Origin of the sequence: Salinicola peritrichatus, from assembly GCF_003206715.1 — a bacterium.
Lineage (GTDB): Bacteria > Pseudomonadota > Gammaproteobacteria > Pseudomonadales > Halomonadaceae > Salinicola > Salinicola peritrichatus.
In genome coordinates, this window is the sequence record NZ_PZJU01000010.1 from 136,407 (window position 1) to 158,369 (window position 21,963).

General features: G+C 63.8%; 19 protein-coding genes and 2 tRNA genes. 11 read left to right on the plus strand and 10 right to left on the minus strand.

Annotated elements, in window-relative coordinates:
- The first annotated feature begins 109 nt into the window (after positions 1-109).
- A complete protein-coding gene (aptA, locus tag DOM57_RS06175; protein WP_110648349.1) occupies positions 110-1,471 on the plus strand; it encodes an omega-aminotransferase AptA in 1,362 nt (453 codons plus the stop codon).
- On the opposite strand, the gene DOM57_RS06180 is transcribed toward aptA, so the two are convergent.
- The 6 genes from DOM57_RS06180 to hemA all read right to left on the minus strand — a co-directional run bounded on the left by DOM57_RS06180 (position 1,461) and on the right by hemA (position 7,131).
- Entirely contained in the window at positions 1,461-2,372 is a 912-nt protein-coding gene (locus tag DOM57_RS06180; protein WP_110648350.1) for a LysR family transcriptional regulator, read from the minus strand. The genes aptA and DOM57_RS06180 overlap by 11 nt on opposite strands.
- 12 nt (positions 2,373-2,384) lie before the next feature.
- Positions 2,385-3,131, minus strand: coding sequence for a HesA/MoeB/ThiF family protein (locus tag DOM57_RS06185; protein WP_110648351.1), 747 nt, complete (start codon positions 3,129-3,131; stop codon positions 2,385-2,387).
- 36 nt (positions 3,132-3,167) lie between these two features.
- Positions 3,168-3,668, minus strand: coding sequence for an Lrp/AsnC ligand binding domain-containing protein (locus tag DOM57_RS06190; RefSeq protein WP_110648352.1), 501 nt, complete (start codon positions 3,666-3,668; stop codon positions 3,168-3,170).
- 189 nt (positions 3,669-3,857) lie between these two features.
- Positions 3,858-4,709 (minus strand): peptide chain release factor N(5)-glutamine methyltransferase, encoded by an 852-nt coding sequence (gene prmC / locus DOM57_RS06195; RefSeq protein WP_110648397.1) that lies wholly within the window; start codon positions 4,707-4,709, stop codon positions 3,858-3,860.
- A 42-nt stretch (positions 4,710-4,751) separates the two neighbouring features.
- Positions 4,752-5,840, minus strand: a complete 1,089-nt coding sequence (gene prfA / locus DOM57_RS06200) for a peptide chain release factor 1 (protein ID WP_110648353.1) — start codon at positions 5,838-5,840, stop codon at positions 4,752-4,754.
- 16 nt (positions 5,841-5,856) lie between these two features.
- Complete coding sequence (gene hemA / locus DOM57_RS06205; RefSeq protein ID WP_110648354.1) at positions 5,857-7,131, minus strand: glutamyl-tRNA reductase; 1,275 nt, start codon at positions 7,129-7,131, stop codon at positions 5,857-5,859.
- Between the two features lie 358 nt (positions 7,132-7,489).
- Here hemA and DOM57_RS06210 point away from each other — a divergent pair, with 358 nt between their 5' ends.
- The 9 genes from DOM57_RS06210 to DOM57_RS06250 all read left to right on the plus strand — a co-directional run bounded on the left by DOM57_RS06210 (position 7,490) and on the right by DOM57_RS06250 (position 15,025).
- Entirely contained in the window at positions 7,490-9,271 is a 1,782-nt protein-coding gene (locus DOM57_RS06210; RefSeq protein WP_110648355.1) for a tetratricopeptide repeat protein, read from the plus strand.
- Positions 9,246-9,932: a lipoprotein insertase outer membrane protein LolB gene (gene lolB / locus DOM57_RS06215; RefSeq protein WP_110648356.1), complete on the plus strand. Its 687-nt coding sequence runs from the start codon at positions 9,246-9,248 to the stop codon at positions 9,930-9,932. The genes DOM57_RS06210 and lolB overlap by 26 nt, the downstream gene beginning before the upstream one ends.
- On the plus strand, positions 9,929-10,789 hold the full coding sequence (gene ispE, locus DOM57_RS06220) for a 4-(cytidine 5'-diphospho)-2-C-methyl-D-erythritol kinase (RefSeq protein WP_110648357.1): 861 nt from the start codon (positions 9,929-9,931) through the stop codon (positions 10,787-10,789). Before lolB ends, ispE begins: the two co-directional genes overlap by 4 nt.
- 96 nt (positions 10,790-10,885) lie before the next feature.
- Positions 10,886-10,960: transfer RNA gene (locus tag DOM57_RS06225), tRNA-Gln, on the plus strand.
- 270 nt (positions 10,961-11,230) lie between these two features.
- A complete protein-coding gene (locus DOM57_RS06230) occupies positions 11,231-12,172 on the plus strand; it encodes a ribose-phosphate pyrophosphokinase (RefSeq protein WP_204352881.1) in 942 nt (313 codons plus the stop codon).
- Between the two features lie 159 nt (positions 12,173-12,331).
- Positions 12,332-12,979, plus strand: coding sequence for a 50S ribosomal protein L25/general stress protein Ctc (locus DOM57_RS06235; RefSeq protein ID WP_110648359.1), 648 nt, complete (start codon positions 12,332-12,334; stop codon positions 12,977-12,979).
- Positions 12,980-13,009: 30 nt separating this feature from the next.
- On the plus strand, positions 13,010-13,594 hold the full coding sequence (gene pth / locus DOM57_RS06240) for an aminoacyl-tRNA hydrolase (protein WP_110648360.1): 585 nt from the start codon (positions 13,010-13,012) through the stop codon (positions 13,592-13,594).
- 166 nt (positions 13,595-13,760) lie between these two features.
- A complete protein-coding gene (ychF, locus tag DOM57_RS06245) occupies positions 13,761-14,852 on the plus strand; it encodes a redox-regulated ATPase YchF (RefSeq protein WP_110648361.1) in 1,092 nt (363 codons plus the stop codon).
- A 96-nt stretch (positions 14,853-14,948) separates the two neighbouring features.
- A tRNA-Met gene (locus DOM57_RS06250) sits at positions 14,949-15,025 on the plus strand.
- Between the two features lie 216 nt (positions 15,026-15,241).
- Here DOM57_RS06250 and DOM57_RS06255 read toward each other — a convergent pair.
- From DOM57_RS06255 to DOM57_RS06270, 4 genes are all read right to left on the minus strand, one after another.
- Positions 15,242-16,108 (minus strand): D-amino-acid transaminase, encoded by an 867-nt coding sequence (locus DOM57_RS06255; protein ID WP_110648398.1) that lies wholly within the window; start codon positions 16,106-16,108, stop codon positions 15,242-15,244.
- 2 nt (positions 16,109-16,110) lie between these two features.
- Positions 16,111-17,091: an N-acetyl-D-Glu racemase DgcA gene (gene dgcA / locus DOM57_RS06260; protein ID WP_204352882.1), complete on the minus strand. Its 981-nt coding sequence runs from the start codon at positions 17,089-17,091 to the stop codon at positions 16,111-16,113.
- Complete coding sequence (gene dgcN / locus DOM57_RS06265; RefSeq protein ID WP_110648362.1) at positions 17,085-18,086, minus strand: N-acetyltransferase DgcN; 1,002 nt, start codon at positions 18,084-18,086, stop codon at positions 17,085-17,087. The genes dgcA and dgcN overlap by 7 nt, the downstream gene beginning before the upstream one ends.
- A gap of 235 nt (positions 18,087-18,321) precedes the next feature.
- Positions 18,322-19,650, minus strand: a complete 1,329-nt coding sequence (locus tag DOM57_RS06270) for a M18 family aminopeptidase (protein WP_110648363.1) — start codon at positions 19,648-19,650, stop codon at positions 18,322-18,324.
- Positions 19,651-19,840: 190 nt separating this feature from the next.
- Here DOM57_RS06270 and DOM57_RS06275 point away from each other — a divergent pair, with 190 nt between their 5' ends.
- Positions 19,841-21,922: a carboxy terminal-processing peptidase gene (locus DOM57_RS06275; protein WP_110648364.1), complete on the plus strand. Its 2,082-nt coding sequence runs from the start codon at positions 19,841-19,843 to the stop codon at positions 21,920-21,922.
- Positions 21,923-21,963 lie beyond the last annotated feature (41 nt).

The following is a 21,963-nucleotide window of genomic DNA, read 5'->3' on the forward strand; positions in this document are numbered from 1 at the left end:
AACGTGAACGTCAGTAGAGCAAGATTTGTGTGACGCGATGTCCGTCGCATGCTGAATCGTTTAGAGGATGTTTACGAAATAGGCGAGACATCACTTCGCGAGGCCAGATATGTCCGACACCAACGTTCACCCATCCCACTCAACCGCCGCCGAAGCGACAAGCGCGCTACATCCATCGACACACTATTGGATGCCGTTCACCGCGAATCGCGATTTCCATGCCCATCCCCGCCTGGTCGCCGGTGCCGAGGGGCGCTACTTGGTGACGCCAGGCGGCCGTCGGCTGTTCGACTCGCTCTCGGGACTGTGGACCTGCGGTGCCGGTCACAACCGTGCCGAGATTCAAAAAGCGGTATCGCGGCAACTGGGTACGCTGGACTACGCGCCGGGCTTCCAGGTCGGCCATCCACTGGCCTTCCGCCTGGCCGAAAAGGTTGCCGCGTTGATGCCGTCGGGCCTCGATCACGTCTTTTTTACCAACTCCGGCTCAGAAGCGGCCGACACTTCGCTGAAGATGGCCAAGGCCTACTGGCGTCTCAAGGGGCACCCGGAAAAGACGCGCCTGATCGGCCGTGCCAAGGGCTATCACGGTGTCAACGTCGGTGGCACCAGCCTCGGCGGCATCGGCGGTAACCGCAAGCACTACGGCCAGTTGCTCGAGGCGTCGCACCTGCCGCACACGCTCCAGCCTCAACTTGCCTTCACCCGTGGCCAGGCGGCTCAAGGCCAGGAACTGGCCGATGCGCTGCTCGACCAGATCGCACTGCACGACGCTTCCACCATCGCCGCCGTGATCGTCGAGCCGATGTCGGGATCGGCCGGCGTCGTCGTACCGCCGCAAGGCTATCTGCAGCGCCTGCGGGAAATCTGCGACGCCCACGACATCCTGCTGATCTTCGACGAGGTGATCACCGCCTTCGGCCGCAGCGGCGCCAATACGGCAGCCGAGGCTTTCGGCGTAACGCCGGACATCCTCAACGTGGCCAAGCAATTGACCAATGGCGCGGTACCGATGGGCGCGGTAATCGCCTCGCGGGAAATCTACGATACCTTCATGCACGCCGCCGGCGCCGAGCATGCGATCGAATTTGCCCACGGCTATACCTACAGCGCACATCCCGTAGCCTGCGCCGCCGGCGTGGCGGCGCTCGATCTGTTGGAGCGCGAGGATTTTCCCGCCCAGGTCCGTGATATCGCACCGGTGTTCGAGGACAAGCTGCATGGGCTGCGCGGACACGCGCATATTCTGGATATCCGCAATTACGGCCTTGCCGGCGCGATCCAGTTGGCTCCACGAGCCCAGGATCCGACGATCCGCCCCCGCGATGCGGCTCTGGCACTGTGGGAAGCGGGTTTCTATGTGCGCTACGGCGGCGATACGCTGCAGTTCGGTCCGCCATTCGCCACCACCGAGGACGAGCTCGAGCGCCTGTTCGATGCCGTGGGCACGGCACTCGACGCTATCGACTAGGCGCCTCGGCGGTCGCCAGCACATCCAGGAACGTATCCAGGACCCGATCGGGGCGGCGTTCACGCCGGACGATGATCACGAAAGGCGTGTCGAACTGACAGTGTTCGTCGCCGATCGCCCGTAGCCGGCCGCCAGCCACCCAGGGCGCCGCCAGATGCTCGGGCAGATAACCGATATAGCGTCCCGTCAACACCAGAAACGCCGCGCCTTCGCGATCGGAGGCGGTCGCCGCCGGAATCAATCGGTCGTGGCACGCCCGCGCGGCCTCCCCGATCGGGTAACCGGGAACCACCGCGTCGACCTGACGCCAGTCGATCCCGCTCCCGGCATCGAACAGGGGATGCGTATCGGCACAGTAAAGTCGAGAGCGTTCGTCGTACAGCGGGCGGGTATCCAGATTGGCGAGGCGGTGAACGCGGGGCACCACACCGACGTGCAGCCGTCCATCGAGCACGCCCTGAGCGATGACGTCCGGCGGGTCCATGTGGATATGGATTCGCACCTCGTCGCCCCGATCCTTGAGTGCGGCGAGGGCATGGGTGATGCGCATCTCGGGGAAGGTGACCAGGTTGTCGGTGATGCCGATGTTGAGTTCGCCGCGCAGCGTTCTATGCAGCGTGGTGACGTCGTTGCGAAACGTCTCCAGCGAGGCCAGCAACGTTTGCGCGGCGTGGTAGACCTGGCGTCCTTCCTCGGTCAGCGCGAAACCGCCTCGACCGCGCTGGCACAGGCACAGCCCGAGGCGGGTCTCGAGATCGTTCATGTGCAGGCTGATGGCCGAGCGGCTGATGCCCAGCTCCGGTTCCGCCGCGGTGAAGCCGCCGCACTCGACCACCGCCTTGAACACCCGGATCAGACGGATGTCGAAATCGCCGATGCGGCCCAGCGCCTTGTCAGCCATCGTCTTCTCCGATCACCGTCCGCGGCAGACGGGGCACTCGGGATCACGCGACAGGTCGAACCGACGCCACTCGCCGGCAAGGGCATCGAAGGTCGACAGCCCCCGGTGCACTCGCCCGGCGCCGCTGATCAGCTTCAACGCCTCCAGCGCCTGAAAGCTGCCGATGATGCCAACCAGCGGCGATACCACTCCACTCTCGGCGCAGCTCAACGCCTCGTCGTCGCCCTGCTCACCATAGAGGCAGGCATAACACGGGGCCTCCGCCCGACGGCGATCGAACACCGCCAATTGTCCGGAAAAGCGGATCGCCGCGCCGCTGACCAGCGGCGTCCGGGTTTCGACACAGGCCCGATTGATGGCAAAGCGGCTGGTGAAGCGGTCGGTGCAGTCGAGCACCACATCGGCGGCCTCGACCGCCGCCGTCAACGCCGCGCCTTCCAGGCGTGAATCGATCGGCCAAGCGTCGCAGGTCGCATTCATGCGCCGTGCCGCCTCGGCGGCCGAGCGTGCCTTGGACTGGCCCAGGGAGGCTTCGCAATGGGCGATCTGGCGCTGCAGATTGGAGAGTTCGACGATATCGTCGTCGGCAATGCTCAACCGCCCCACGCCGGCACCGGCCAGGTAGAGCGCCGCCGGCGAACCGAGCCCGCCGGCACCGATGATCAGCACATGCGACGCAAGCAGCCGCTGCTGGCCGTCGATGTCGATCTCCTCAAGCATGATATGGCGGCTATACCGCAGTAGCGCTTCGTCGTTCATGCAGCTTCTCGAATGATGGCGATACCGCCGGACGGATTATCCGTCCTCCAATCGGTCGAGGTCGGGAATCGGCAACGCGAGTTCCTCCTTGACCTCTTCCATGACCACGTAGCTCTTCGATTCCTTCACTCCCGGCAGGGTCAGCACCACGTCGCCGAGCAGCTGGCGATAGGCGGACATCTCCGGAATGCGGCATTTGAGAATGTAATCGAACTGCCCGGAGACCAGATGGCACTCCTGGATCTGCGGCAGCTTGGCCACCGCCTTGCGAAATTCGTCGAACACCGCCGGCGACTGGGTATTGAGGCTGATTTCGACGAACACCAGCAAGTTGGCGCGCACCGCCCGGGGATCGAGAACCGCCTTGTAACCTCGGATGATACCGGAGCGCTCAAGGCGCTTGACACGCTCCAGGCACGGCGTGGTGGAGAGCCCGACCTGGGCCGCGAGATCGACGTAGGAGATGCGCGCGTTGTCCTGCAGGCAGCGCAGAATGTTGAGGTCGATTCGATCGAGTGATCGCGATTTGGCTTTCATTGCTGTAGTTATTCCAAGCCGTGAAAAGTTCCCATGGATGACGACCGGCGATACGGGGCTACGATAGACGATGATACGCTCCGACGCCGGTCACTCGACCCGCCGCGGCGGGGGATCATTACTATCACAGAGGCATGACCTATCACTAGCCGAGCGGAAGTCCCAACTTCAACGCTCAGGCAACGAAACTCACCCTGCCGATCCGTCGCCGTCCTCCCAGGCACCGCCGCTGACTCGCTCGAGCCCCGCCAGATCGCGATGAGAAATGACTTGCCGATAGCCGGTGCGCGCCAGGCGTTGACGCACCGCCGGGCCCTGTTCGAAACCGTGCTCCAGCCACAGCCAACCGTCCCGCGTCAGGTGATGCGGCGCCATTCGAATCAACCAGTTCAACGCGGCCATCCCGGCGTCCGCAGCCACCAGCGCGCTTCTCGGCTCGAAACGCACATCGTCCCGAGCCAGATGAGGATCATCCTCGGCGATATAGGGCGGGTTGGAAACGATGATGTCGAAGCGCCGGCCGGTCAGCGCCGCGAACCAGTCGCTCTCGATGAAGGTGGCGTTGGCGATGGCGAGTCGCTCGGCATTGCCAGTCGCCAGGCGGACCGCCGATGCCGCGAGATCGGTTCCGACGACCTGCCAATCGGGGCGCTCGCTGGCGAAGGCCAGGGCCACGGCGCCGGTACCGGTGCCGAGATCGAGCAGCCTGCCCTTTTCGGCCGTCGCGACACCGAGCGCGGCTTCGACCAGCCGCTCGGTGTCCGGTCGCGGGATCAGCGTAGCCGGCGAAGTCTCCAGCTCGAGCCCCCAGAATTCTCGGCGCCCGGTGAGATAGGCGACGGGTTCGCCTTCGACGCGACGGGCAACCAGCGCCATGAAGCGCTCGGCCTGCTCGGCCGCCAGCTCACGATCCCCCCAGGTATACAACCAGGTGCGATCCACCCGACACACATGCGCCAGCAGGACTTCGGCATCGAGGCGCGGCGTCGACGACGACGCCAGTCGTGCGGCTGCCTCGCGCAGGGCATCGTCGATGGTCATTCCCCGCCCTTCACGCTTCGCCCCGCTCGCCATTCATCCGGCTCATTCTTCGCCCTGCAACGCCGCCAACTGGTCGGCCTGATACTCGTTGATCAGCGGCCCGATCACTTCGTCGAGATCGCCGGCGATCACCTCGCCGAGCTTATACAGCGTCAGGTTGATGCGGTGATCGGTCAGCCGGCCCTGGGGGAAATTGTAGGTCCGAATGCGCTCGCTGCGATCGCCGGAGCCGACCAGCGAACGGCGGGTATCGGCCTGTTGCTGCCGTTGGGAATCCACCGCCGCCTGCTTGAGCCGTGCCGCCAGCAGTGACATCGCCTTGGCGCGGTTCTTGTGCTGGCTGCGCTCTTCCTGGCACTCCACCACCAACCCGCTCGGCAGGTGGGTGATGCGGATCGCCGAGTCGGTGGTGTTGACGTGTTGACCGCCGGCGCCGCTGGAACGGAAGGTATCCACGCGCAGGTCGTTGGGGTTGATGTCGACGTCACCGACCGCGTCGGCTTCGGGCATCACCGCCACGGTGCAGGCGGAGGTATGGATACGGCCCTGGGATTCGGTCGCCGGCACCCGCTGCACGCGGTGAGCGCCGGATTCGAACTTGAGCGCGGCATAGACGTTGTCGCCCTTGACCCGCGCAATGATCTCCTTGTAGCCGCCCTGCTCGCCGTGACTGGCGCTGACCACCTCGACGCCCCAGCCACGCTTCTCGGCATAACGCGAATACATGCGGAACAGGTCGCCGGCGAACAGCGCGGCTTCGTCGCCGCCGGTACCGGCGCGTATTTCGAGGAAGACATTGCTGTCGTCGTCCGGGTCCTTGGGCACCAGCAGGCGCTTGACCGTCTCGTCGAGCTCTTCGAGATGGGCGCGAGCGGCTCGCCACTCCTCCTCGGCCAGCTCGCGCATCTCGGGATCGCTGTCCTGGCGCATCTGCTCCGCCGCCTCGATGTCGCTTTCGGTACGCCGGTAGGCGAGCCAGGCCTCGACCAGCGGTTCGAGTTCGGCGTATTCGCGGGAATAGTCGCGGAAACGGGGTTGATCGGCGATCACTTCGGGCTCGGAAAGCAGTGCCGACAGTTCCTCGAAGCGATCCTGGAAGGCGTCGAGTCGTTCGCGCAAGGACGCTTTCATGCCCAGTCCTGTGTTTTCATACCGAGTCCTGTGTCGTTGCGGGCGCTTCGATCAGCAAGCTGTCGGCCGCCTGGATGATATCGTGACGTGACTGCCCCGACGCCTCGCGCAGGCGCAGGGTCGGAACGTGCATCAGCTTGTTGGCCAGTTGGTGCGATAGACGCTTGATCACCGCTTCCGGGTCCTCGCCGCGGGCCAATTGGGCCAGCGCCTCGGCCTCGGATTCGCGTCTGAGCGCCTCGCCATGCTGGCGATAACGGCGGATCAGATCCCCCGCGCCGCGCACGCGACGCTCGTGAAGCCAGTGCTCGACGCCAGCCTCGATCATCGCCTCCGCCTGGCGGGCGGCGACCTCGCGATGGCGACGATTCTCGGCGATCACCTGCTGCAGGTCGTCGACGCTATAGAGGAAGACGTCGTCGAGATCGCCCACTTCGGGCTCGATATCCCGCGGCACGGCGATGTCGACCATGAACATCGGTCGATGGCGGCGCACCTTGAGCGCCCGTTCGACCATGCCCTTGCCGAGGATCGGCAACTCACTGGCGGTGGAGGCGATGACGATATCGGCCTGCTCCAGTGCCTGGGGAATGGCGCTGAGCTCGATCGCCCTGGCACCGCAGGTTTCGGCCAGGGCCTGGGCCCGGCTCAGCGTACGGTTGGCGACGGTCAGGCCCATGATGCCGGCTTCGCGCAGATGGCGGGCGACCAGATCGATGGTCTCGCCGGCACCGATCAGCAGCGCGCGGGCCCGGCTGAAGTCATCGAAGATACGGCTCGCCAGGCTGACCGCGGCATAGGCCACGGAAACCGGGTTCTCGCCGATCGAGGTTTCGGTGCGCACCTGCTTGGCGACCGAGAACGTATGCTGGAAGAGCCGCTCCAGCTCGCTGCCCAGCCCCACGTGCCGGCGCGCAATCTGATAGGCATCCTTGAGCTGACCGAGAATCTGCGGCTCGCCCAGCACCATGGAATCGAGGCCCGCGGCGACACGCATCAGATGGCGGGCCGCTTCACCCTCGTGATAGTGATAGGCGCAACCGAGCAGCTCTTGCGTCGGCATGCCATGGAAGGCGCTCAGCCACTCGAGCAGTTGGCGCTCGCCATCGGCCACCGTTATGCAGTAGAGCTCGGTGCGGTTGCAGGTCGACAACACCGCAGCTTCGCGCACGTCGGGCAGTGCCCGCAGCTGTGTCAGCGCGGACTCGAGTTGCGCCGGCGAGAAGGCGACACGCTCGCGCATGTCGACCGCGGCGGTCTTGTGATTGATACCCAGAGCTAGCAGCGTCATGAAATCACGGTCAGTATTCTTGCATGGGCCAGGCCGCCGGTGTCTTCCGGTCACGTCGTGCACGGTCCGACACACCGTAGATGTGTGCTGACGATGTCAGGCCACCAGCACTTCATCGCTATCGCCGTCGGTCGCTTTGGCATCAGTGCCAATAATGGCGAATGACCCCAGTGTGGCCCCGTTCGGCGCAGCGGCGCCATTTTAGCACAGCCCCGAGACGCTTAGCAGGCGATGCGTCTCATAGCGAGCAGCTATCGATACGAAGGCGATGCGGACGAAAACCCGTCGTCGCCGCTTCGACATTGACCCTAGCCCGCCAGTCGTTATGCTGATGCCAACGACTGATCCCGAGGACGGCATGCCCAAACGTCTGTTCTACGCCGCCGGCTGCGCGGCCCTGCTTGCCGGCTGTCAAAGCATGTCGGCCGACACCCCGGTCAATTCCCTCGATGACCCCATGGCATCGGCACCGCCGATCACGCAAGGGTTCGATGCCCAAGGTCTCTCCCAGGTGCTACTGTCCGAAATCGCCGGTCAACGAGGCGACTTCCGGCGGGCCGCCAGCGGTTATCTGGCCGCGGCGGAACGCTACCGTTCGGCCGATCTGGCCGAACGTGCGACGCTCGCCGCGCGCTACACCAACGACACCGAGCTGCTGCAAGCCACCGCGACACGCTGGCAACAGTTGGCGCCCGCTGACAGCGCCCCCGGGGAGCTGCTCTCGAGCATCGCCGTCGAGCGTGGCGACTGGCCCGACGCACTGCGCCAGCGCCTGAGACTGGACGAACGAGGACAGGACGCGCAGTTGCTCGAACTGGCGGATTTGGCCATCGAATCCCAGGCGCAACTCGAGCCGCTGCTCGCGCAACTGCGGGATTTTGTCGCAGCGCACCCCGAACATGCCGATGCGCAGATGGCGACCGCGCGTCTCGAAGCCGCTGCCGGAGATCCTGAGGGCGCCCAGCAGCGACTTTCCCGACTGGCCGCGTTGCATCCCGACCTGCCAGCACTATGGCTGACACGCTCGCAGATCGCACTCGAGGCCGGCGATTACGATCTTGCGGAATCGGCCGCGCAGCGCGGACAGACACTGGCACCGGACGATAGCCGTTTCCTGCTGGCGCTGGCCCAGGCCCAGATCGCCGGCGGCAATCTCGCCGCCGCACAACGACAGGTCGACGAACTGCTGGCGCGTCATGACGAGACGCCCGCCTTAAGGATCGCGCTGGCGCAGCTCTATCTCGATGCCAATGCCCTGGAACCGGCTCGCCGCCTGTTGCTGCCCCTGCTCGACCGCGACAACACCCCACCCGCCGCTTATCTGCTGTTGGGCAGCATTGCCGAGACGCAGGAGGAGATCGACAACGCCCTGCTCTATTACCGCCAGGTTCCCACCGGCCCGGGGTTCGTCGAGTCCCGGGCACTGGCGACACAGATGCTGGTCGAGGCCGGCCGGGTTCAGGATGCGCGGACGTTTCTGCATATCGAAAGCCTGCGCCACCCGTCGCAACGCGTCACGCTGACCCGGATCGGCATCGACGCACTCGACAAGGCCGATCGGAGCGCTGCCGCCGACGCCCTGCTGGCCGACAGTCTCAAACAGGCGCCGGACGACACCGACCTGCTCTACACCAAGGCGATGCGCGACTTTCAACGCGGTGATGTCGACGCCATGATGGCGCAGATGCGCGAGATCATCGCCAAGGATCCCGACAACGCCGATGCCTTGAATGCCCTGGGCTACACCCTGGCGACGACCACCGATCGCTACGACGAGGCATTCGATCTCATCGAACGGGCTTACGCCCTCGAACCGCAGAGTCCGGCGATTCTCGACAGCCTGGGCTGGGTACATTTCAAACGCGGTGACGCCGAGACCGCGGTCGGCTATCTTCGTCGCGCCTACGCGGGCCAGCCGGACCAGGAGGTCGCTGCCCACCTCGCCGAAGCGCTGGCGGTGCTGGGACAGGAGGAGGAGGCCCGCTCGGTGGTCACCGCTGCACTCGCGGGCAGCGACATCCACCCCGACATCGACGATCTGCTGACCCGCTATCCGCAACTCGCGCCGCGATCTGCGTCACCACAACCCTCTTCGGATTCGACAGGACGTCCCGATGCCATACCCGCTTCCGGCCAGTGATCGGCCACATCGTCGCTCTCTGCGTATCTCTTTGCATCGTCACTGCTGGTGGCAACCACTCGCCGCCCTGCTACTCGTCGCCTGGCTGGCTGGCTGCGCCGGACAGACGCCTGCGCCCAGCGTGCCGCGTCAGCCCGATGACTGGCAGCGCCAGCAGCAAGAGCTGGCCGCGCTCGACACCTGGACCCTGGCCGGCAAGGTCGGCCTGCGCACGCCAGACGACAACACCAGCGCCAATCTCGACTGGACCCAATCACCCAACCACTACCGCATGCTGATCAGCGGCCCCTTCGGCACCGGGCGCAGCGTGCTGGAAGGCCGCGAAGGCGCGGTCACCCTGACCACCGGCGACGGTCGCTTCGAAGCCGCCTCGCCCGAAGCGCTGATGCAGCAGCAGTTGGGCTGGTCGCTGCCGATCTCGGCGCTCGACTACTGGGTTCGCGGCCTTCCCGCGCCCGGAGCCCCCCACGACGAGACGGCGGACGAACTCGGCTTCCCCAAGGAGCTGCGTCAGGCAGGCTGGGTCATCGACTATCGCGACTGGACCTATGCCGGCTCGCTGTGGCTGCCCAGCCGTTTGGTCATGACCTATGACGACATTCGCGCCATTCTGGTGGTCAACCAATGGGAGCCCGCAGCGGCGTCGGACGAGTCTCCATGACGACACTGTCGCTGCCAGCACCGGCGAAGCTCAACCGGCTGCTGCGGATCACCGGACGCCGCCCGGACGGCTATCACGAGTTGCAGACCCTGTTTCAATTGCTGGAATACGGGGACACGCTGCACGTCACCGCCAGGGCGGGTGATGCGGGTATACGACTCACCCCGGGGCTGGCCGGAGTCGCCGAGGAAGACAATCTGATCGTGCGCGCCGCGCGCCTGCTGCAACGCGAAACCGGTTGCCGCGACGGCGCCCATATCGCCGTCGACAAGCGCCTGCCGATGGGCGGCGGCTTGGGCGGCGGCAGCTCCAATGCCGCGACGACGTTGCTGGCCCTCGATCGGCTATGGCGGCTCGATCTTGGCCTCGACCGCCTGGCCGCGCTGGGCCTCGAACTGGGTGCGGACGTGCCCGTGTTCGTGCGTGGCGCTACCGCCTGGGCCGAAGGCGTGGGCGAGCGACTGGTCCCGGTCGAGCTGGCGCCGGACTGGTTCGTGGTGGTGCATCCCGGCGTCGAAATCTCCACCGCCGCCGTTTTCGGCCACCCCGGTTTGACACGCGATAGCACGGCCATTAGTATGCGTCGCGCACTCGACGGGGCCACCCCCGACGCGGTGTGGCGCAACGATTGCGAAAGCATCGTTCGAGCGCTCTATCCCGAGGTCGATCACGCCCTGACCTGGCTTTCTCGTTACGGTCCGGCGATGCTCACGGGAACCGGCGCCTGCGTCTTCTGTCCGTTTGACGACGAAGCCCTGGCCGAGCGCGTGCTGGGCGACGTTCCGGACGGATGGCGAGTTTTCAAGGCTCGCGGCAGCAATCGATCACCGCTGCATCGCGCCTTGGGAATCGTCTAGGGATGGGACTGAATCCACTCGTGCCCAGGCATGAGCCGGTTCCAACCTAGCCAACGGTCAGCGCTTTTGCGCATAATGAGTGCTACCGATGATTGCTGGGGTATCGCCAAGTGGTAAGGCACCGGTTTCTGGTACCGGCATTCCCAGGTTCGAATCCTGGTACCCCAGCCACTTCCTTGACTTTCTGCAAGCCTGCATACGGAAACCGGGACGCGATGGCCATTCAGCCCACACGACTTCCCTACCGGCGTTGCTGTTGCTCCTCCTGCCGTTTCGACGTCCGACCGCTTTCACATCGTTCGCCGATATCGCGTGCGTCGTACCGTCGTCGTGCCCACGAAGCCTCGCCCGCTCTCCCGCATTCCGCCTGCCGCCTTGCCCGTCCCAGCTTGAAACGAATGTCCTCTACTGACCTTCAACAGCTCTCAAAGGTGGCCGCGCGTGTCTAAATTGATGGTTTTCACCGGTAACGCCAACGCCGGGCTCGCTGCGAAAGTAGCCGAATGCCTCGACAACCGACTCGGCCACGCCACGGTCGGCCAGTTCAGCGACGGCGAGATTGCCGTTGAGATCAACGAGAACGTGCGCGGCAAGGATGTGTTCATTCTGCAGTCCACCTGCGCGCCGACCAACGACAACCTGATGGAACTGATCCTGATGGTCGATGCGCTGCGTCGGGCATCCGCCACGCGCATCACCGCCGTGGTGCCCTATTTCGGCTATGCCCGCCAGGACCGGCGCGTGCGCTCCGCCCGCGTGCCGATCTCGGCCAAGGTGGTGGCCGACATGATGGTCAAGGCCGGCGTCGACCGGGTAATGACCATGGATCTGCACGCCGATCAGATTCAGGGCTTCTTCGACGTGCCGGTGGACAACGTCTATGGCTCGCCGATCCTGCTCGACGACATCGAGCGTCAGAACTACGACGACCTGGTCGTGGTCTCCCCGGATGTCGGCGGCGTGGTACGCGCTCGGGCCATCGCCAAGCAGCTCAACGTCGATCTGGCGATCATCGACAAGCGCCGCCCGCAGGCCAACCAGGCCCAGGTGATGCACATCATCGGCGATATCCAGGATCGCACCTGCGTGGTGGTGGACGACATGGTCGATACCGCCGGCACGCTGTGCAAGGCGGCCGAGGCACTCAAGGCCCATGGGGCGCGTCGTGTGGTCGCCTACGCCACCCATCCGATACTTTCCGGCCCCGCGGTGGACAATATTACCGGCTCGGTGCTTGACGAACTCGTCGTTGCCGATACCATACCGCTCTCCGAACCTGCGCGCCGCAGTGGCAAGATTCGTCAGTTGACGGTCGCCGGCCTGATCGCCGAAGCCATTCGCCGCGTCAGCAACGAGGAATCCGTCAGCGCGATGTTCCATTGAGAAAAGGTTTCTTGAAAGACACCGCGCCGACACTCAGGCGACTGCCGTAACGCTCGTGGCAAAATGCGACGATAGTACGGCAGTCGCACCGATGGAAACGGCACAGCCTGGTCGCGGGCCGTGCCGCTTTCCTTTATCTGCCAATAGAGGTGACACTTCATGTCCCAATACACCCTGACCGCCAACGTTCGCACGGAGCTGGGGAAAGGTGCGAGCCGCCGCCTGCGCCGCAAGAACGAACAGGTCGCTGCCATCATCTACGGCGGCGAAGCCGCTCCGCAGCCGGTCACCATCGACAAGCCGGCCTTCTACAAGGCGATCGAGGACGAAGCTTTCTTCTCTTCCATCATCGACATCAATGTCGACGGCAAGGTCGAGCAGGTCGTCATCCGTGATCTGCAGCGTCACCCGTACAAGGCGCTGATCACCCATGCCGACTTCATGCGCGTCGATGCGACTCACGAGCTGACCCTGAACGTACCGCTGCACTTCCTCAACGAAGAGTCGTGCAAGGGCGTCAAGGACGAAGGTGGCGTGCTGCACGTGCTGAGCAACGACGTCCAGGTCAGCTGCCTGCCGTCCAAGCTGCCGGAATACATCGAAGTCGACGTGGCCAATCTGGCCCTTGGCGAGACCATTCACCTGTCCGACATCAAGCTGCCGGAAGGCGTGACCCTGGTCGAACTGAGCCACGGCGAAGAGCACGACGCCGGTGTCGTCAGTGTCTCGCACCCGACCGTCTCCCGCGATGACGAAGCCGCCGACGAAGGCAGCGACGAAAGCAGCGAAGATAAAGGCGAAGAGTAATCTTTCGCCAGACCAGCACAGGCAACCGGCATGGGCGCAGTGAAAGCGATCATCGGTCTCGGCAATCCGGGATCGGAATACGAAGACACCCGTCACAACGCCGGCGCCTGGCTGGTCGAACATCTCGCGAGGGACGCAGTGGCGACACTGCGTCCCGAGCGCAAGTTTCTCGGCCTTTACGCCAGGATCCGCCTCGGCGGACACGATCTGCACCTGCTCAATCCCACCACCTACATGAATCGCAGCGGTGCCTCCGTGGCCGCGCTGTGCCAGTTCTTCAAGATTGCGCCGGACGAGCTTCTCGTCGCCCATGACGAGCTCGACATTGCCCCGGGCTGCGCCCGCTACAAGACGGGTGGCGGTCATGGCGGTCACAACGGGCTGCGTGACATCGTCAGCGCACTTGGCAACGTCAATGGTTTTCATCGGCTACGCGTCGGCATCGGCCACCCCGGCAGCGCCAAGCTGGTAACCAACTACGTCCTCGGACGCCCCGGCAAGGCGGAACGCCAGGCCATCGACGAGGCCATCACCGAAGCCATCGCCACCCTCCCCGACGCCCTTGCCGGCGATTGGGCCAAGGCGATGAATCGGCTTCACCGTTTCAAGAAGTAAGAGACAAGAAAGAAGAGGTGAGAAATGAAGAAGAGAGAAGAGGAAGTTTTCTTATGCCTTCCTTCTTCAGGGCGCGTAGCGCCGTACTTCCCTCTTAATCCCTCACCTTCAGGTCGAGTAGAATAGCGACCAGACAACTCTCCGAACACGTTTTTAGGACGCTTCCATGGGTTTCAACTGCGGCATCGTCGGCCTGCCCAACGTCGGTAAATCGACGCTTTTCAACGCCTTGACTCGCTCCGGCATCGACGCCGAAAACTTCCCGTTCTGCACCATCGAGCCGAATACCGGTATCGTGCCGATGCCCGATCCACGGCTCGACAAGCTGGCCGAGATCGTCAAGCCCGAGAAAGTGGTACCGACCACCATGGAGTTCGTCGATATCGCCGGCCTGGTCGAGGGCGCCTCCAAGGGCGAAGGTCTCGGCAACCAGTTCCTGGCCAATATCCGCGAAACCGATGCCATCGCCCATGTCGTGCGCTGCTTCGACGACGACAACGTGATTCACGTCGCCAACCGGGTCGATCCCCGCGGCGACATCGAAACCATCAATCTCGAACTGGCGCTGGCCGATCTCGACGCCGTCGAACGCGGCATCCAGCGCCTGACTCGCGTGGTCAAGGGCGGTGACAAGGACGCCATCGCCACCAAGGCGATCCTCGATCGCATCCAGCCCCACCTGGCCGAAGGGCAGCCGCTGCGCAGTTTCGGTCTCGACGCCGAGGAGCAGCGCCAGCTTCGCAGCTACGGCTTCCTGACGCTGAAGCCGACCATGTACATCGCCAACGTCAACGAAGACGGCTTCGAGAACAATCCGCATCTCGACATCGTGCGCGAGATCGCCGCCAGCGAGAATGCGGTCGTGGTGCCGGTATGCAACAAGCTGGAGGCCGAAATCGCCGAGCTCGAGGACGACGAGCGCGCCATGTTCCTCGAGGAGATGGGCATGGAAGAGCCGGGGCTCGATCGCGTCATCCGCGCCGGTTACGGCCTGCTGGGCCTGCAGACCTACTTCACCGCCGGGGTGAAGGAAGTTCGCGCCTGGACGGTCAAGATCGGCGCCACCGCGCCGGAAGCCGCCGGCGTGATCCACACCGACTTCGAGAAAGGCTTCATCCGTGCCGAAGTGGTCAGCTACGACGATTTCGTCACCCTTGGCGGCGAGAACGGCGCCAAGGAAGCCGGCAAGTGGCGTCTCGAAGGCAAGAGCTACGTGGTGCAGGACGGCGACGTGATGCACTTCCGGTTCAATGTGTAATGCTTCGGAAGCTCTTGCCGATAAAAAAGCATTGACCTTTCATCGAGTTATGCTAGTATTCGCCCCCGTCGTCATGGACGAGCCATTTGGCTAGACGGCTACGTAGCTCAGCTGGTTAGAGCACATCACTCATAATGATGGGGTCCCCTGTTCGAATCAGGGCGTAGCCACCAGATATTACGAAGAAGCCCACCGATCGGTGGGCGTCTTCGTTTATTACCGCTGTTTCAGTGACGTTAAGAAACGCTGAATAAATCGGCGAGCAGGATGAAGCGTAAGGCGCACGGAGCGCAGGACCCGGAGCCTATAGGGTATAGGTGAGGATTCGACCGGGCTGGCGCTCCAGCACCGCGNNGATTCGCCTGCGCAGCCATTTAGGCAGTGTTTCCTTAGATCGCCCGGCGTCGGCTCTCCTCGATGTAGGCCTCGCGCAGCTTGAGGGCGACTTCGCCCGGACGGCCATCGCCGATCGCCACGTCGTCGACGGCAATCACCGGCGTGACGAAAGACGACGCCGAGGTGACGAAGCACTCCTTGGCCGCCTGGGCTTCCTCGACGCTGAATCCCCGCTCCTCGACCTCGAGCGATAGCGCCTCGGCGACTTCCATCACGACCGACCGGGTGATTCCTGGCAGAATCGCGTGGGAGAGCTCCCGCGTCACCAGGGTGCCTTCATGCGTCAGCATCCAGGCGTTGTTGGAAGCGCCTTCGGTGATCCGGCCCGCTTCGACCATCCAGGCATCGTCGGCGCCGGCGGCCTTGGCGGCCATCTTGGCCATCGCCGGATAGAGCAGTTGCACCGTCTTGATGTCGCGCCGCGCCCAGCGCAGATCCGGCTGGGTGGCGATTCGAATGCCTTGCTTGCCGCCGAGGTTGTCGACCAGCGACTTCGCCTGGGTGAACAGCACCAGCGTGGGCGGCGTCGAGGCATCGGGATAGGCGAAATCGCGGTCGCCGGCGCTGCCTCGGGTCAACTGGAGGTAGACCATTCCCTCTTCGAGCGCGTTGCGGCGTATCAATTCGCGATGGATCGCCAACAGTTCGTCGTCGTTCCATGGCAGCGGCAGTTCCAGCTCTCCCGCCGAGCGTGCCAGACGACGCATGTGGCCGGCGAAGTCGACCAGCTTGCCGTCGAGTACCGAACAAACCTCGTAGACACCGTCGGCGAACAGGAACCCGCGGTCGAAGACCGAGACCCTGGCTTCCCCTTCCGCGACATAATCGCCATTCACGTATACCGTACGTTGCGTCGTCATCATTAGCCCCACAATGCCGGTTCTGCCGGATGAATCCCATCGCTATCGAAGCGCATGCCATGTTCGCGATCTCGTGCCAGCAGCAGTGGCCCGTCGAGATCGACGATTGCCGCATCCTGCGCCACCAGCAGCGCCGGCGCCATCGACAACGACGAACCGACCATGCAGCCGACCATGATCCCGAATCCCCGGGCCTGGGCCTCGCGCTTGAGCGCCAGAGCCTCGGTCAAGCCGCCGCTCTTGTCGAGCTTGATATTGATCATGTCGTAGCGCCCCGCCAGCCCCGGCAAGGAGCTGCGGTCGTGGCACGCTTCGTCGGCACACACCGGCAGCGGACGTTCGATGCCGGCGAGATCGGCGTCGGCACCGGCCGGCAACGGCTGCTCGACCATGGCAATGCCCAACTCCACCAGCACCGGCGCCAACTGCTGATAGGCCGCCAGGTTCCAGCCCTCGTTGGCATCGACGATGATCCTGGCATCGGGCGCGCCTTCGCGAACCGCGCGCAGCCGCTCGATGTCGCCCTCGCCACCCAGCTTGAGCTTGAGCAGCGGCTTGTCGGCATGGCGGCGCGCTTTCTCGCGCATCACTTCAGGCTTGTCCAGCGACAGCGTGAACGCCGTCACCATCGCGCGCGGTTCGTCCAGCCCCGCCAGCGCCCACACTGGCTTGCGGGCGCGCTTGGCTTCCAGGTCCCAGAAGGCGCAATCGACGGCATTGCGTGCCGCGCCGGCCGGCAAGCGGTTCTGCAGCTCGATCCGGTCGAGCCCGCGAGCCAGTTCGTCTTCCAGTGAACGAACCTGGGCCATCACGCTGGAGATCGATTCCCCGTAGTGAGCATAGGGCACGCATTCGCCACGCCCGGTATGCAGCCCGTCGCTCAGCATAACGACCACGACCCGTGCATCACTGCGCGAGCCACGGGAAATGGTGAAAACCTCGGCGAGCGGAAAAATCTGCTCCTCGACCGTCAACTTCAGCATGCCAGTACCGCCTCCGCGAGACGCTGCGCCCCTTGGCGATAGGGATCGACACAAGGCAACGCCAGTCGCGCTTCGAGCTGCTCGAGATAGCGCTCGGCCTCCTCGGCGGGCATGCCGGAGGTATTGACCGACACGCCAACGACCTGGCAGGCGGGATTGACCACGCGCGCCAGCGGTAAAGCGATATCGCGCAGTTGCTCGAGCGTCGGCAACTGATAGTGCGGCAGGCCGCGCATATGGGTTCGCGTCGGCTCATGGCACAGAATCAGCGCATCGGGCTGACCGCCATGAATCAACGCCATGGTGACGCCGGAATAGGAAGGGTGGAACAGGCTGCCCTGCCCTTCGATGATGTCCCAGTGATCGTCATCGTTGTCCGGCGTCAGCCACTCGACCGCTCCCGCCATGAAATCGGCAACGACGGCATCGAGCGGCACCCCTTCGCCGGTGATCAGGATGCCGGTCTGGCCGGTGGCGCGAAAGGTCGACTTGGCGCCGCTTTCACGCATCGCCACGTCCAGCGCCAGCGCGGTATACATCTTGCCGATCGAGCAGTCGGTACCGACCGCCAGACAGCGCTTGCCGCGACGCGGCTTGCCATCGCCGATGGGATACTGCACCTGCGGCACGCGCACATCGAACAGACTGCCGCCATGTTGTTTTGCCGCCTCGACCAGTTCGGGCTCGTCACGTAGCAGGTTGTGCAGGCCCGAAGCGATATCCATGCCAGCCGCCAACGCCTGCTTGAGCACCGCGATCCAGCTACGCGAGATCACGCCCCCGCGGTTGGCCGCGCCGATCACCAGCGTCCTGGCACCTTGTGCCACGGCTTCCTCGATGCTCAGGTCGGGCAGCTTCATATCGGCCTGACAGCCCGGTAAGCGCAACTGACCGAGGGCATACTCCGGACGCCAGTCACGAATGCCTTGAGCAACCTTGGCGGACAACGGATCGGGCACGTCGCCAAGAAAGAGTAAATAGGGAGTCTTGAGCATCTTGTCGTTTCTCTGGATCGGTATTGAAGCGGGGGCCACCGTTTCGAGGCATGTTGAAACAAATTGCGGAGCTTGCCAAGCAGGTCATTAAACCCGGCCATCACAAAGAAGAAATTCAGGATTTAACGCCAAAACAGAACCAAGCTTCAGAAAAATTCTCTATAAGCGATAGCAATAACATCAATTTCATCGAGGCTCATTTCGACAACGTCCCTCCCCTTGGGCCACAACAGGCTCAGGCAATTTCGAGCGATGCCCGATCGAAGAACGCCTTGAGCGCCCGAATCAGGTATTCGGGATCGCGGGTACCGGCGGTTTCGCGGATCGAGTGCATGCCCCATTGCGGCACGCCGACATCGATGGTCGGCACGCCCAGCTCGGTCGCCGTGATCGGCCCGATGGTGCTGCCGCAACCCATGTCGGCACGGGTGACGAACTGCTGCACCGGCACGTCGGCTTCACGGCAGAGATCGTGGAACAGTGCCGCCGTGGCGCTGTTGGTGGCGTAACGCTGGCTGGCGTTGACCTTGATCACCGGGCCGGCGTTGAGCGCGGGCCCGTGGTGCGGGTCGTGCTTGTCGGCGAAGTTGGGGTGGACGGCATGGGCATTGTCGCAGGAGATCATCATCGAGCGCTGGATCAGCCGTACGAAGCCCTCGTCGCCGCCCTCGTCACGATTCGCGCTTAGGGCCGCATTGACCCGCTTGAGTACGTCGGCCAGGAACGGCCCCTGGGCGCCACAGGCGCTGGCGCTGCCGACCTCTTCGTGGTCGTTGGCGACGAACACCGCGCCCCGGCTCCCGTCGGAGGCGAGCAGGGCCTCGACACCAATGAAACAGGAGAGCAGGTTGTCGAGTCGCGCGCTGGCGAGCATTTCACCGTTCACGCCGACGCGGGACGGCGGCTGGACGTCGTAGAAGCCGAGCTCGAAGTCGACGATGTCCGCTACTTCGATGGCGTGCTCGCGCTCGATCCACTGCTTTAGGAGGTGATCGAAATCAGGAGCCTCGCCACCCTGCAGGCACAGCGGCGCCATCTGGGTCTGGGGATTGAGCGCGCGTCCGCTGTTGGCTTCGCGGTCGAGATGAATGGCGAGACTGGGAATGATCGCGATGGGCTCGGCGACATTCAGCAATAACCCTTGCAGTCGCCCGTCGGCTCGACGAACATGCACCCGGCCGGCCAGACCGAGATCGCGATCGAACCAGGGTGCCAGCAAGGCACCGCCATAGACCTGGACGCCGAGTTGCAACCAACCCTTGTTGACGATCGCCGGCTGCGGTTTCAGCCGCAGCGCCGGGCTATCGGTATGCGCGCCGACCATGCGCAGCGCATCGAGTGGCGACTCGGGCAGCTGCAGCGCGATCAGCGAGCTGTCGTTGCGCGTGACGTAGCATTTATCGCCCGGTGCCAGTTGCCAGCCGTCCGTCTCCTTGAGCGACCGATACCCGGCCGCTTCCAGGCGAGCGGCGAGGTTGGCCGTGGCATGCCAGGGAGAAGGCGAGCACTGGAGAAAATCGATCAACCGATCGATGATGGCCGTGTCGGCTGCAAGGTCGGACATGGTTTACCTCAGATGTCGGTCTGTAGTCAGACGGACTGACTGCTACAATTGGTTTCGGACCTGAAAAAGATTCATGGATCCGGTGGTCTACAGGGTCTGTTGTCGTTTCATGCTCGGCCGCGCCGGGTTGCGCGGCAAATGGCAGCCCCTAAGGGAATAGAGTGTACAGGAAACCGGGAGTGCTTCATTGATGACCCTGACTGTCGCCGCTCGGCACGCGGCCATGTGTTTGCTATTGCTGGCATGGAGCGTCGTGGCGCTGGCCGGTCCCACACCTACGGACGATCAGCGCCAGGCGGCGATCGAAGTCGCCGAATCGCTGCAATACGGTCACTACGCCGACGTCGAAATCAACGACGAATGGTCGCAGCGTGCATTCAAGCGGCTGCTGGATGTTCTCGACGAACAACGCGCCTATCTTCTGCGACGCGATATCGACAACTTCAGCGATCTGGAAACGTCTCTCGACGACGCTGTCAAAAACGGCGACCTGGATCGTGTCTATGCATTCTATTCACACTATCAGGATCGCGTCGAAGCGCGTTTGCAGTGGTTGGTGGACAAAGTCGACCAGGGACTGGATTACGACTACACCACCAATGAACGGTTGGCATTGGATCGGAAGGACTCTCCGTGGGCGGGCAGCGAGGAAGCGCTTGACGATCTGTGGAACAAGCGGTTGAAAAATGCCGCGCTGACGCTGTCGCTCAGCGATCAGTCTGCCGAAGAGATTCAGAAGACGCTCCACGACCGCTACGCCAACCAGCTCAACCGCGTCCGCCAGACCAACGCCGAGGACGTACTGGTGCTGTTCATGGCGGCGGTGACGGGCACCGTCGATCCGCACACCGAATATCTCTCTCCGCAACAGGGGGAATCCTTCGATATCCAGATGCGGTTGTCGTTGGAAGGGATCGGTGCGCTGCTGCAGAACGATGGCGAATACGTCAAGGTCTCCAGCCTCGTTCCCGGTGGCCCCGCCGACAAGAGTGGCGTATTGCAGCCGGCGGATCGCATCGTGGCCGTCGGCCAGGACAAAGATGGCGAAATGGTCAACGTGGTCGGCATGCGCCTCGACGAAGTGGTCGATCTGATTCGCGGCCCCAAGGGTTCCACGGTGCGGCTCGAAATCATTCCGGCCAAGGCCGTCGACGTCACCCGGACCCAGGAAATCCGAATCACCCGGGATACCGTCAAGCTCGAGGATCAGGCCGCGCATAGCCAAGTGGAAGAGGTCCAGCGCGACGGCCAGCCCCACAAGATCGGGATCATCACGGTGCCGGCGTTCTACGTCGATTTCGATGCCTGGCAGGCCGGCGAATCCGATTATCGCAGCACGACTCGCGATGTTGCCAAGGAGATCGAGAAGCTAAAGGCGCAGAACGTCGAGGGCATCGTGCTCGACCTGCGCAACAACGGCGGCGGCGCATTGCAGGAAGCCAATTCGATGATCGGGCTGTTCATCGACCGCGGCCCCACGGTCCAGGTCCGTGACGCCCGTGGCCGCATCAATCTTTACGGCGATACCGATGCCGGCGTCGCCTATGACGGGCCGCTCGCCGTGCTGGTCAACCGCTTGTCGGCCTCGGCCTCCGAGATCTTCGCCGGCGCGATCCAGGATTACGGTCGCGGCCTGGTGCTCGGCAGTCGCACCTTCGGCAAGGGCACGGTACAGACATTGAGCGACCTCAGCCATGGTCAGATCAAGCTGACCCGCGCCAAGTTCTACCGTATCTCCGGCGAAAGCACGCAGCATCGGGGCGTCGAGCCGGATATTCTCTACCCCAGCCTGATCGACCCGGATCAGATCGGGGAGAGCGCGCTGGACAACGCGCTGCCCTGGGACCGGGTACGGCCGGTGCAGTACCGCCTCTACGGCGAACCCTGGCGCTATCTCGAAGCGCTCCAGGATCGTCACGAGCAGCGTATCGCCAACGACCCCGACTTCGTCTATCTGGAGAAGCAGGCGCAACTGAGCAAACGTCTACGCGAACAGCAGACCAGCATCAGCCTCAACAAGGAGCAGCGTCAGCGTGAAATGGATGCTCAGGAGTCCGAGCAACTCGCGCTCGAGAATCAACGTCGCCGCTCTCTCGGCCTGGAACCGCTGGATAACTGGGTCGACGCGCGCGGACAGGAAAGCGATGATGCCGCCAACGGCGAGAGCGAACAGGCCGCCGATTCGGACGATGCCGAACCCATCGATCGTGCCGAGCTGCAGGAAACGGCGCAGATACTGCTCGACTACGTACAGTTGAAGCAGGCGCACTAACCTTCCCTGAAAACCTCGGCCCCATGCCTGGCGCATAGGGT